The organism is Sphaerisporangium krabiense (assembly GCF_014200435.1).
GTDB classification, from domain to species: Bacteria; Actinomycetota; Actinomycetes; order Streptosporangiales; family Streptosporangiaceae; genus Sphaerisporangium; species Sphaerisporangium krabiense.
The window spans coordinates 2,626,987-2,638,409 of sequence record NZ_JACHBR010000001.1 but is presented as its reverse complement, the minus strand read 5'-3'; the positions used below and the strand labels follow the sequence as shown (position 1 = coordinate 2,638,409).

The window sequence follows — 11,423 nt, the reverse complement described above, 5'->3', positions numbered from 1 at the left end:
CGAAGTGCCCGAAGACCATGACCCGCGTCAGGGGGTGACCGCGTGTGCCCCCGCCCCTCGACCCCGTGCTCCGCGCCGCCATCCTGGAGACCATCCGCGCCGGCGGGAAATCCTGTCGCGGCATCGCCCGCCAGCACGGCGTGAGCGACGCCACCGTCCGAAAGATCGCCAGCGACAACGGCATTCGCGACGCCTTCTCGCGCGCGCAGACCGAAAGCGCCACGCGGGCGCGCGTCGCCGATATGAGGGCGCGCCGCGCCGAGCTGTCCGAGCAGCTCCTCGACGACGTCCAGCGGCTGCGTGAGCGCGCCTGGTCCGCCTACCAGGTCGTGACCAACGGGCGCGACGGCGCCGAGGTCGTCGACCTCGCTCTCCCGCCGCTACGCGACGTCCAGGCCGCCTACACCTCGCTCGGCATCGCCGTCGACAAGCACGCCCAGCTCGTCAAGCTCGACACCGACAACGGGGCCGCGCAGGCACGCAGCATGCTCGGCGCCCTCGCCGCCGCCCTCGACGTCGCCGCCAACGCCCTCGACGAACCACCGCCCGCCGATGCTTCTTGACGCCGTTACCCGAGTCCTGTCGCCCAAGCAGATCCGCTCCGTGGTCGGCGCGCAGACCACACCACAGATCGCCCTGTGGTCCGGCGCGGTCTCCTCGGGCAAGACGATCGCCTCGCTGCTGGCCTTCCTGATCGCGCTTCTCGCCGCGCCCGACCACGGCCTCGTCGTCATCGTCGGCCGCACCCTCCAGACCATCGAGCGCAACATCATCGACCCGTTGCAGAGCAGCCACCTGTTCGGCATGCTCGCCGGCCAGATCCACCACACCACCGGGTCGACGACCGCCGTCATCCTCGGCCGCACCGTGCACCTCATCGGCGCCGCCGACGCCCGCGCCGAAGGACGCATCCGCGGGGCCACCATCGGCCTCGCCTACGTCGACGAGGCCACGCTGCTGCCACAGTCGTTCTGGATGATGCTCCTGTCCCGCCTGCGCGTCCCCGGCGCCAAGATGCTGGCCACCACCAACCCCGACGGCCCCGGGCACTGGTTGAAGCGGGACTTCATCGCCCGCGCCGCCGAGATCGGCATGCGGCACTGGCACTTCAGCCTCGACGACAACCCAAGTCTCGAACCGTCGTACATCGCCCGGCTCAAGGCCCAGTACGTGGGCCTCTGGTACCGCCGCTTCATCGAAGGCGCCTGGTGCCTCGCCGAGGGCGCCATCTACGAGATGTTCGACGACCAGCACCACGTCACAGACGACCTGCCCGCTATCGACCGATGGTTCTCCCTCGGCATCGACTACGGCACCGTCAACCCCTTCGCCGCGCTCGCCGTCGGCCTCGGCGAAGACCGCCGCCTGCACGTCGTCGCCGAGTACCGGCACGACTCGCGCACCGCCCGCCGGCAGTTGACCGACGGCGAATACTCGCGCGAGCTGCGCGCATGGCTCGCCCTCGTCGAGCGCCCGCGGGAACAGGGCAAGACCCGCGGCATCCAGCCCGAGCGCATCTACGTCGACCCCTCGGCCGCCTCGTTCATGACGCAGCTCTGGTCGGACAAGGTGCCCAGCGTCTCGGCTGCCAACAACAGCGTCATCGACGGCATCCGCACCGTCTCCACCCTCCTCGGCGCCGACCAGCTCCGCATCCACCACTCATGCGAGGGCCTCCTCGCCGAGCTGCCCGGGTACTCGTGGGACGACAAGGCCGCCGAGAAGGGTGAGGACAAGCCCCTGAAGGTCGACGACCACTCCTGCGACGCCCTGCGGTACGCCCTGCACTCCTCGGCGTGGCTGTGGCGTCCGCTGGTGCGGCCGGCGCTCTCGCTCGCTGCCTGAACCCACCGGTAGCTTGCGGGAACCACACTTCTCGTGCCCGATCTCTCACCCCTCGGAGAGTCCCTCATGAGCGACTTGTCCCCTGAACAGATCGCGAAGATCCACAGGAAGGCGAGCAGCTACAGCAGCTACGCACTGTGGATAACGGGCGGCGCATGGCTCATCTTCCTCGCAGCCGTCTGGTACGGCTCCTGGAAGCTCGCAGGAATCGGCGCCCTCTTCATGCTTCCCGCTGTCTTCCTCGCCCTCGTGGCGCACGCCATGCGCACCCCAGAGACCCGCCAACGCATCGCCGAGCGCATCCGCCAGACCGACGCCTGAGGAGGACGACGCCATGCCGCTCCCCGCGCCCAACACGGCATGGCCACCGCCCGCCCTCGCCGACATCTACCGCGACTACGACGAAGCCGACGCCTGGTACTCCGGCGACAAGACCCGCCTCGCCACCTACTACACTCGCGCCGCCCAGCCCGAACGCGACCGCGAGCACTGGCACCAGTACGTCCACCGCATGTGGGCCCAATCCCACGACCTCACCCGGCCCGACTCCCGCCTGCACGTCCCGCTCGCCGGCGACATCGCGGCCACGAGCGCCGACCTCCTCTTCAGCGAACCCCCCACGTTCACCGTCGAGGACGCCACCACGCAGGAGCGCCTGGAGGAGATCCTCGAAGAGGGCGGCGTGCACATGCGGCTACTGGAGGCCGCCGAGGTCGATTCCGGGCTCGGCGACGTCTACATCAAGCTCTGCTGGGACGGCGACGTCGCCCAGCGCCCCATCTGGGCCATCGAGCACGGCGACGCCGCCATCCCGACCTTCCGCTGGGGCCGCCTGACCGAGGTCACCTTCTGGCGCGAGCTGGAGCGCAACGGCGACCAGGTGATGCGCTTCCTGGAACACCACGAGCCCGGCCTCATCACCTACGCCCTGTTCGAGGGCACCGGCAAGAACCTCGGCCAGCCCGTCCCCCTCGACTCGCGCGAAGACGTGGCCGAGATGACCCGCGGCGCCGACGCCGACGGCCGGCAAGACACGAAGATCGGCCCGCTGCTCACCGCGACGCACATCCCGAACATGCGGCCGAACCGCAAGCACCGCGGCCTGCCCTTCGGCCGCTCCGACTACGCCGCCCCCTGCTACGACCTGTTCGACGCCCTCGACCAGGTGTGGACGAGCTGGATGCGCGACATACGCCTCGCCCGGGCCCGGCTCATCGTCCCTCGTGGCTACCTCACCAGCCTCGGCCCGGGACAGGGCGCCGCGTTCGACGCGGAATGCGAGATCTGGGAAGAGCTCGACATGGACCCGACACAGGGCGGCGGGATTACACTCAGCCAATTCGCCATCCGCGTCGCCGAACACCAGGCCAGCGCCGAGTCCATCATCGGCCAGGCCGTCCGCTCCGCCGGGTATTCCGCGCAGACCTTCGGCCTCGCCGGCGACGTCGCCGCCACCGCGACCGAGGTCGCCGCGCGCGAACGCCGCTCGATGGTCACCCGCGACCGCAAGATCCAATACTGGGCACCCGCGCTCCGGCGCATCGTCGAGGCCACCCTCGCCCTCGACCGCTCCCTCGGCTGGTCCAGCGTCGAACCGGTGATGCCGACCGTCGAGTTCGGCTCGGCAGTCTCTCAGGACGCCGAGTCCGTTGCCCGCACCCTCCAGCTCCTCGAGGCCGCCCGCGCCGCCTCCCTCGACACCAAGGTCCGCATGCTGCATCCCGACTGGGATGACGACCAGGTGCGGGAAGAGGTGCAGCGCATCAAGGACGACGAGGGGGCGCCCGTCGGCGACCCGCTCGCCGTGCGCCCCCGCGACCAGCCGCCCGCGGGCGCCGAGGAACCGCCACCCGAGGATGTCCCTCCGGCCGCCGGGCCGCCGGCCGGAGGGCCCAACTCCCAGTAACTCCCAGCATCTCCCAGTTCTGGGAGTTGCCCGAGGAGGTCCTCGTGGCCGTCGACCAGGACCTCCTCGACGACATCGCCGCCACCGTCGCCGACCTCTACCGCGATCTCGAATCCGCGCTCAACAAGCAGATCGCCGACCGCCTCGACGACGAACTCGACTCCCCGTACCAGATCACCAAGCTCGACGCCGTCGGCGCGCTGCGCCGCTCCGCCCAGCTCCTCATCTCCACCCTCCAGGCCACCCGCGCGCGCGTCATCCGCGACGCCATCGGCCAGGCATACCGCGACGGCTACGGCTCGGCGCTCACCGACCTCCCCGAGGGATGGTTCCCGCGGTCCGGCATCGGCCAGGCCGCGCGCGCAGCCCAGCAGGAGTTCCCGGGCGCGCCCGTCATCGAGAACATCGCCGCCGCCCTGCACCGCGATCTCGGCCGCGTCGAAGGCAACATCCTCCGGGCTACCCTCGACGCCTACCGCTCGGTGCAGGCCGCCGCCGCGGCGCGCATCGTCTCCGGCGCCTTCACCCGGCGGCAGGCCGCACAGGCCGCATGGCAGAAGCTCGTCGACCGCGGGGTCACCTCGTTCGTCGACTCGGCTGGCCGCCGCTGGAAGCTCTCCAGCTACGCCGAGATGATCACGCGCACCAACGCCGCCCGCGCTGCCGTGCAGGGCCAGACCGACCGGCTCACCTCCATCGGCGTCAACCTCGTCATCGCCTCCGACCACTCCCAGGAGTGCAAGCTCTGCCGCCCCTACGAGGGCAAGGTGCTCGCCATCTCCGGGCCCACGGGGCAGGTCCAGGTCCAGCACGCCACCCGCGACGGCGAGATGATCACCGTCGACGTCGTCGACACCCTCGACGGCGCGCGAGCCAAGGGGTTTCAGCACCCCAACTGCCGGCACAGCGTCTCGGCCTACTTGCCCGGCCTCACCAAGCAGCTCCGGGACACCGCCGACCCGCAAGGCGACCAGGCCCGCCAGCGCCAGCGCGAGATCGAACGGCAGATCCGCAAGCACAAGGAGCGCGCCAACACCGCGCTCACCCCCGAGGGCAAAAAGGCCGCGAACGCCAAGGTCCGCCAGTGGCAGGCCGAGCTGCGCGACCACCTCGCTGCCCACCCCGACCTGAAGCGGCTCCGTTACCGCGAGCAGCCCGGAGCCGGGAACACCCCGCCGAAGGGCGGCCCGGCCGGCGGGCCCGTCGGCGACCTCCAGCCGCCCGTGCAGCCCGCCCTCGACGACGGCTCCCGCGCCCCGCGCCCCGCGCCCGAGGCCGAGCCGCCTCGCTCGGACGAGGAAGCCCGGCGGCGCGCGGCCGAAGAGCAGGCTGAGCGCGAGGCGGCTGAGCGTGCGCAACGCGAAGCCCAAGAGCAGGAACGGCGGGACGCAGAAGAGGCCGCCGAGCGCGCACAACGCGAAGCGGAGGAGCGCGCCGCCCAGGAAACCGCCGAGAAAGCTCAGCGCGAAGCCGAAGAGCAGGCCCGTCGCGAGGCGGAAGCCGCAGCACGTGCCGCCCAGGAAGCCGAGGAGAAGGCGCGCCGCGAGGCAGCAGAGCGTGCCGCCAAAGAAGCCGCTGACAAGGCTCAGCAAGCAGCGAAGGAAGCCGCCGAGAAGGCTCAGCGCGAAGCCGAGGAGCGTGCGCGCAAAGAGGCCGAAGACAAGGCCCGCCGACAGGCCGAGGAGGCCGCAGAGAAGGCGCGCCGCGAAGCCGAAGCCCGAGCCGCACGGGAGAAGGCCGAGCGGGAGGCCGCCGCCAAGGCGAAAGCCGAAGCGGCCGAGCGCGCTCGCCGCCAGACCGGGGCACGCAAGACGCCCGGCATGAAGGAAGCCCTCCGCCACCAGACCGACGGCGAAGGCATCCGCTGGGCGCACGAGAAGCTGCCCATCCCCAAGCTGACCTACGACGAGGCCGCCGCCGCCGAACGGTACTCCGGCAGCAGCTTCCAGCGCATCAACAACGTCCTCCGCGACGAAACCCGCAAACGCGACGACGACATCAGCAAGGTCATCCGGGACCTCGACTCCGCGATCAGCAAGTCCAAGCTCCCCGAAGACGTCATCCTGCACCGCGACGTCGGCAAGCCGTGGTTCGACTGGCTCGGCATCGACCTCAACGACCCCGCCAGCGTCAAGTCGCTCATCGGCCGGGTCATCAGCGAGAAGAGCTACCTGTCCACGGCCGTCGGACGCCGCGCCGGCTTCCACGGCAACCTGCACCTGGTCATCCGTGCCCCCAAGGGGCACGAGGGCCTGAACATGATGCCGCTGTCGGTATACGGTGATGACGAGCGGGAGATCCTGCTACGGCGGAACACCCGCTTCATCGTCCACGCGGCCTACAAGCGGCTCCTCGACTGGTACATCGAGCTGGAGATCGTCCCCGACGACTACCAGCGGCCCGAGGGATGGCAGCCGAACCCGTGGGGCGACTACAGGTAGGAGGAGCGACGGTGAAGGACGAGCGTGAGTACCTCGACGCGCTGACGCCCGTCAACGTCTCCACGCCCCAGACCTACGACTGGCAAGCGCAGGGCCCCGTGCGGCGGGCGGCCCTGCGCGACCACGACGGGCGGCTCCTCGGCCACGTCTGGACCGACGACCTCGCCGCGGCCGGGTTCCTCGACGAGGAGGCCGCGGGCGCGGACGGCGTGCGCGCGGGCGCCCTCATGTGGGCCATCCTGCGCGACGCCTACGCCGCCGGCACGCCCGCGAGCGCCCTGCTCGACCCGGCGCTGTACGCCCCCGATTACGTGCTCGCGCTCTAGCGGCACCAGCCGCTGTCTTCGATCAGCTTCACGATCGCCTGGGCGTCCGCCGTATCGATCTGGGCAGTGCCGTCGAAGCGCAGCCGCGTCTTCTCCACGATCGCACTGCGCTTCTCCCCTGCGAGCAGGTCCGCGCAGGTGTTCCGCGCACGGTCCACCGATCGGGCCCGGTCGAGCTCCTTGTCGATCTGCCGCAAGCCGGCCAGCAGGTCTTCGGTCTGCTGGCCGTCCGGCTTCGGAATCCCAGAGGTGATCTGCGGCGCGCTGCTCGCCGATGCCCTCGGCGCCGCGGCCGGCTCCTCCCCACCGTCCAGCACCGCAGCAACGATGCCCACCACGACCAGCGCGCCGATCACCCCCAGCACCAGCGGCACGCGGCTCTTCCGCTTCGGAGCGGGCGGCGGCATCGGCGGCTGATACAGCGGAGGCGGCCCCCACTGCTGCTGAGGAGGAGCGGGGGGCCACGGGCCGGGCGCGGGGGGCTGCTGAGGCTGCATGCCCGAACCGTACGGCCCTGCGTAGATCGTTCCATCAGGTTGATCCTGAATGGATGCCCGAAAAGGGCGATATTGCACAACCCGAATCATGACGGGCCAGGAGCCCGCCACACCAACGCCCCAGGAGGGCACCAGCATGCAGCACCCCCTGCCGACGACGCCCGGCGCGCTCCTCGGCTACCGCAAGAACGGCACGCCCTTCTACCTCCTCGCCGGCGGGTCCGGTGAGGGCGACCCGGGCGGGCAGAACACCGGACAGCCCGGCACCGAGAACACGGGCTCGCAGGGCTCCGATCAGGGCGAACAGCCCAGCCAGCAAGGACAGCAGGGCGGCCAGGACAGCGGGGTCGACGTCGCCTCACTGCCCGAGAACGTCCAGAAGCTCATCCGAGACCTGCGCGGCGAGGCGGCCAACAACCGTGTCAACGCCAAGCAGCAGGCCGCCGACCAGGCCCGGCAGGACCTCGCCCAGCAGATCGGCAAGGCCCTCGGCCTCGTCAAGGACGACCAGCCCACAGACCCCGCCCAGCTCGCCACCCAGGTCGGGAACCTGACCGGCGAGAACAGGGCGCTGAAGACCGAGCTGGCCGTCTTCAAGGCCGCCGCCAAGGTCGGCGCCGACGCCGCCAAGCTCACCGACTCCCGATCCTTCCTCACCCAGCTCGACAAGCTCGACCCCTCGGGCGACGGCTTCGACGCCAAGCTCCGCGAGCTGATGAAGCGCGCGATCGAGGACAACCCGATCTACCGCGCCGACACCGCGCCCGCGCCCCGCGGCGGCGCCGAACCCCCCGGCCGCCCCGGCAAGGCCGGCCAAGCCGACACCCTCACCGACGCGATAACCGCCAAGCTCGCCAAGACGGGCGGCGGCTGACCCGAATCAGGAGTAACCGATGCCCGTCTCGCTCGCCCAGGCGAAGCTGATGACCACCGACGACGTCGACATCAAGGTCATCGACGAGTTCCAGAAGAACAACTTCCTGCTCGACCGGCTCACCTTCGACGACGTCGTCTCCGGCGCCGGCAACGGCGCCACGCTCACCTACGGCTATCAGCGGCTCATCACCCAGCCCACCGCCGCCTTCCGCGCGATCAACAGCGAATACACCCCGGCCGAGGTCACCAAGCAGCGGTACATCGTCGACCTGAAGCCGCTCGGCGGCTCGTTCCAGATCGACCGCGTGCTGAACCGCATGGCCGCCGGCGCCGAGACCGCGCTCCAGATGACGCAGAAGATCAAGGCCGCGAGCGCGTTCTTCAACGACCAGGTCATCAACGGCGACAGCGCCGTCGACACCAACGGCTTCGACGGCCTGAACAAGATCCTGACGGGCACCAGCACCGAGTACCTGCCGCTGTCCAACGGCGTCACCACCGGCTACATCGACCTCACCACGGTCGACACCAAGGCCGAGGCGCTCGCCGTCATGGCGCACATCGACTCCTGGCTCGCCCTCATGGACGGCGCCCCCGACGCCATCATGGGCAACCGCAAGACCATCGCCCTGCTCAAGTACGTCGCCGCCTGGGCCGAGCAGATCGACAAGACGACCGACAGCTTCGGCAGGCCGGTCACCTCCTACAACGGCATCCCGCTCATCGACCTCGGCGCCAAGGCGGGCAGCAACAACGACGTCATCGCGCTCGCCACCAAGGACGCCGACGGCGCGGGCAGCGGCGGCAACATCACCAACCTCGGCGACCTGTACGCGGTTCGCTTCGGCCTCGACGGCTTCCACGGCGTGTCCATGGCCGGCGCCCCGCTCGTGCAGACCTGGCTGCCGAACTTCAGCGACGCGGGCGCCGTCAAGACCGGCGAGGTCGAGCTCGGCCCGGCCGCCGTCGTCCTCAAGGCCACCAAGGCCGCCGCCGTGCTGCGCAACCTCAAGAGCGCCTGATCGGAGGCCGCCCGATGGCACGGATCACCGCCCCCGTCCAGGGGTACAACGGCACGATCGGCGACGTCGTCTTCGAGAACGGCGTCGCCGAGACCGACAACCCCGCCGTCATCGCCTACTGCCGCGGTGCCGGCTACACCGTCGACGGCGAGACCATCGAGGCCGCCCACGAGCCGCCGGTCGACTCCCGCGACGTCGAACGCGTCCGGCTCGGCACGCCCCTGCGCGACGCCGCCGTCGACCCCTGGCCCGAGGACTTCCTGCCGCCGACCAACGCCGGCCAGGCCGATCCGCACGGCCCGCAGGTCGTCTCCCCGGGCGCGCACGCCGTCCCCCCGGCGCCGATCGTCCCGGGCCCGGTGTCCCCCGATCCCGATGAGCAGCAGGCCGCCGAGACCGAGGTCGCCCAGCGCGTCCTCGTCGAGGGCCAGCCCGCCACGGTCGTGGCCGAGCGGTCCCGGCCGCCGCAGTCCGCGCCCAAGGCGGCATGGGTCGACTACGCGGTCAGCCAGGGAGCCGACCGGGGCGAGGCCGAAGCCACCAGCAAGGCCGATCTGATCGACCGCTACGGCCGCGACCAGGCCGACGAGGAGAAGTAGCTCATGGCGCGCACGCCCATTACCGCCTCCACCACCCTCACCGAGGCCGGTATCGACCCCACCGCCGTGGACGCGGCCATCGAGGCCACCGACGGCAACTCCTTCCCCTGGAAGGAGCACCGCCTGCTGTTCGTCCTCAACGGCGACGACGCGGCCGTCACCCCGACGTTCCTCACCCCCGGCACGATCGGCCGCCAGGCGCTCGCGATCCCGGATTACCAGGCCGGCGCGTGCCCCGCGGGTGCCTATCGGATCTACGGCCCGTTCGGGCCCGAGTTCCGGCAGGCCGACGGCAGCGTCCACGTCAACTGGTCGGGCACCACGCCGTCCAACATCACCGCGGCCATCCTCGACGCCTGAGCGGCCCCGCAGACGCGCGCGCGGGTGACGGGTTGCGTCAGGGCTGAGGGGACTCGTCGGGGCCCGCACCCGCGTGCGTCAAACATGATCAGACAGGAAGGGGGCGCCCCGTGGCGCTCAGCCCCGCAGGCAAGAACATCGCGCTGGACGCCCTCGGCGCCGCCGCCGACTTCGTGTCCCTGCACACCGCCGACCCGGGCACCACCGGGGCCAGCGAGGTCACCGGCGGCTCCTACGCCCGCCAGGCCAAGGCGTGGAACCCGGCGTCCGGCGGCAACCTGGACGACTCCAACGCGCCGACCTTCAACATCCCCGCCTTGACCACGATCACCCATTTCGGCCTGTGGACCGAGGCGACCGGTGGGACGTTCCTTGGCGCCGGCCCTCTGTCGAGCTCGGAGTCTTACGGTGCGGCCGGCGGCACCTACCAGCTCGCCGACGTCGACGTTTCGCTGACCTGATCGGGGGCTCGCCATGGGGTGGACTCCCATCGACTCCGACACCTTCGCCTTCGCCGACGGCAACGCCGGCCACGTCATCGACTTCGGCTCCGCGCCTGCCGTCGGCGACATCGACATCCTGTTCGCCAACAGCGACACCGTCGTAGCCACTCCGACCAACTTCACCTGTCCGTCGAACGCCTCCCAGGTCAACAACCAGGGCGCCTACGGGTTCTACAGGAAGGCCGTCGGCGGCGAGGGGTCGACGGTCACCATCCAGACGACGGGCGATTTCAACTGCGTCGTCGGCTGGATGCGCTGGCGCGGCGGACAGGCGTTCGACGTCGCAGCCGGAGCGCAGATCAACTCCTCGGTCGGCGCGGCCACCCCCGCCATCGCCACCGGCGCGCTCGCCGAGACCGGCGAGCTGGTCGTCGCCGCCGCGCTGCTCCACCGGCTGGCCACCCCCGCCCCCAGTTCCCCCCTCTGGTCGTCGGGGTACACCCCGGCCACCGAGGTCACGATCGGGTCGGGCAGCAGCGGCTGCACCCAGTTCACCGCGTACAAGACCAACGCCGGCCTGGCCGCCGAAAGCCCCTCGTGCACGTGGACCGACGGAGCCTTCGACCGGTACGCCATCGCGCTGACCTTCACGGCCGCCCCCGTGGCCGAGGAGCACAGCGGCACCGGATCCCTCTCGGCCACCGCGACGCTCACCTCCTCCGGCGTCGCAGGGCGCTCCGGGACCGGCAACACCTCGGCCAGCGCGTCCCTGACGTCGTCCGGGGTCGCGGGGCGAGCAGGAACCGGGGCGATCTCGGCGACGGTCGCTCTCACCTCCTCGGGCACGGCCGCGCGGCGCGGCTCCGGCACGATCGCCGCCTCGGCCGCCCTGACCGGCTCCGGCACGGCCGGACGCTCCGGCGCCGGCCTGCTCGCCGCCGCGGCGACGTTCGTCTCGACGGGCCGCAAGGGCGCGGCGGGCACCGGCTCGATCACCGCCGAGGCGTTCATCCGCGCAGGCGGCCCGACGGGGCCCGGACGACTCACGACCAGCGTGCGCGACACCTCGACGCTCATCGTCACCCTCACCCCGTAGGAGGTGGCCGCC

General features: G+C 71.1%; 13 protein-coding genes. 12 read left to right on the top strand and 1 reads right to left on the bottom strand.

Features of this window, described 5'->3' with window-relative positions:
- The first annotated feature begins 44 nt into the window (after nucleotides 1-44).
- The 6 genes from BJ981_RS11705 to BJ981_RS11680 all read left to right on the top strand — a co-directional run bounded on the left by BJ981_RS11705 (nucleotide 45) and on the right by BJ981_RS11680 (nucleotide 6,518).
- Complete coding sequence (locus tag BJ981_RS11705; RefSeq protein ID WP_184610715.1) at nucleotides 45-563, top strand: hypothetical protein; 519 nt, start codon at nucleotides 45-47, stop codon at nucleotides 561-563.
- A complete protein-coding gene (locus BJ981_RS11700) occupies nucleotides 553-1,845 on the top strand; it encodes a PBSX family phage terminase large subunit (protein WP_184610714.1) in 1,293 nt (430 codons plus the stop codon). The genes BJ981_RS11705 and BJ981_RS11700 overlap by 11 nt, the downstream gene beginning before the upstream one ends.
- A gap of 66 nt (nucleotides 1,846-1,911) precedes the next feature.
- The gene (locus BJ981_RS11695; protein WP_184610712.1) at nucleotides 1,912-2,166 is read left to right on the top strand and encodes a hypothetical protein; all 255 of its coding nucleotides are present in this window, start codon (nucleotides 1,912-1,914) and stop codon (nucleotides 2,164-2,166) included.
- Between the two features lie 13 nt (nucleotides 2,167-2,179).
- On the top strand, nucleotides 2,180-3,751 hold the full coding sequence (locus tag BJ981_RS11690) for a phage capsid protein (RefSeq protein ID WP_184610710.1): 1,572 nt from the start codon (nucleotides 2,180-2,182) through the stop codon (nucleotides 3,749-3,751).
- 44 nt (nucleotides 3,752-3,795) lie between these two features.
- Entirely contained in the window at nucleotides 3,796-6,192 is a 2,397-nt protein-coding gene (locus BJ981_RS11685) for a phage minor capsid protein (protein ID WP_184610708.1), read from the top strand.
- Nucleotides 6,193-6,203: 11 nt separating this feature from the next.
- Entirely contained in the window at nucleotides 6,204-6,518 is a 315-nt protein-coding gene (locus BJ981_RS11680; RefSeq protein ID WP_184610706.1) for a hypothetical protein, read from the top strand.
- Here BJ981_RS11680 and BJ981_RS11675 read toward each other — a convergent pair.
- Entirely contained in the window at nucleotides 6,515-6,892 is a 378-nt protein-coding gene (locus BJ981_RS11675; protein ID WP_184610704.1) for a hypothetical protein, read from the bottom strand. The two genes, BJ981_RS11680 and BJ981_RS11675, sit on opposite strands and share 4 nt — an antisense overlap.
- A 211-nt stretch (nucleotides 6,893-7,103) precedes the next feature.
- On the opposite strand from BJ981_RS11675, the gene BJ981_RS11670 reads away from it, so the two are divergent.
- The 6 genes from BJ981_RS11670 to BJ981_RS11645 all read left to right on the top strand — a co-directional run bounded on the left by BJ981_RS11670 (nucleotide 7,104) and on the right by BJ981_RS11645 (nucleotide 11,411).
- Nucleotides 7,104-7,889: a hypothetical protein gene (locus tag BJ981_RS11670; RefSeq protein ID WP_184610702.1), complete on the top strand. Its 786-nt coding sequence runs from the start codon at nucleotides 7,104-7,106 to the stop codon at nucleotides 7,887-7,889.
- 19 nt (nucleotides 7,890-7,908) lie between these two features.
- Entirely contained in the window at nucleotides 7,909-8,913 is a 1,005-nt protein-coding gene (locus tag BJ981_RS11665) for a major capsid protein (protein ID WP_184610700.1), read from the top strand.
- Nucleotides 8,914-8,927: 14 nt separating this feature from the next.
- The gene (locus BJ981_RS11660) at nucleotides 8,928-9,512 is read left to right on the top strand and encodes a hypothetical protein (RefSeq protein ID WP_184610698.1); all 585 of its coding nucleotides are present in this window, start codon (nucleotides 8,928-8,930) and stop codon (nucleotides 9,510-9,512) included.
- Nucleotides 9,513-9,515: 3 nt separating this feature from the next.
- The gene (locus tag BJ981_RS11655; RefSeq protein ID WP_184610696.1) at nucleotides 9,516-9,872 is read left to right on the top strand and encodes a hypothetical protein; all 357 of its coding nucleotides are present in this window, start codon (nucleotides 9,516-9,518) and stop codon (nucleotides 9,870-9,872) included.
- Nucleotides 9,873-9,982: 110 nt separating this feature from the next.
- Nucleotides 9,983-10,333: a phage tail fiber protein gene (locus tag BJ981_RS11650; RefSeq protein ID WP_184610695.1), complete on the top strand. Its 351-nt coding sequence runs from the start codon at nucleotides 9,983-9,985 to the stop codon at nucleotides 10,331-10,333.
- 13 nt (nucleotides 10,334-10,346) lie between these two features.
- Nucleotides 10,347-11,411: a hypothetical protein gene (locus tag BJ981_RS11645; protein WP_184610693.1), complete on the top strand. Its 1,065-nt coding sequence runs from the start codon at nucleotides 10,347-10,349 to the stop codon at nucleotides 11,409-11,411.
- Nucleotides 11,412-11,423 lie beyond the last annotated feature (12 nt).

Bases quoted from the DNA above. Each gene is read 5' to 3' on its own strand.
- BJ981_RS11700 (WP_184610714.1), top strand. From the start codon at position 553: ATGCTTCTTGACGCCGTTACCCGAGTCCTGTCGCCCAAGCAGATCCGC.
- BJ981_RS11645 (WP_184610693.1), top strand. From the start codon at position 10,347: ATGGGGTGGACTCCCATCGACTCCGACACCTTCGCCTTCGCCGACGGC.
- BJ981_RS11670 (WP_184610702.1), top strand. From the start codon at position 7,104: ATGACGGGCCAGGAGCCCGCCACACCAACGCCCCAGGAGGGCACCAGC.
- BJ981_RS11695 (WP_184610712.1), top strand. From the start codon at position 1,912: ATGAGCGACTTGTCCCCTGAACAGATCGCGAAGATCCACAGGAAGGCG.
- BJ981_RS11660 (WP_184610698.1), top strand. From the start codon at position 8,928: ATGGCACGGATCACCGCCCCCGTCCAGGGGTACAACGGCACGATCGGC.
- BJ981_RS11690 (WP_184610710.1), top strand. From the start codon at position 2,180: ATGCCGCTCCCCGCGCCCAACACGGCATGGCCACCGCCCGCCCTCGCC.
- BJ981_RS11665 (WP_184610700.1), top strand. From the start codon at position 7,909: ATGCCCGTCTCGCTCGCCCAGGCGAAGCTGATGACCACCGACGACGTC.
- BJ981_RS11655 (WP_184610696.1), top strand. From the start codon at position 9,516: ATGGCGCGCACGCCCATTACCGCCTCCACCACCCTCACCGAGGCCGGT.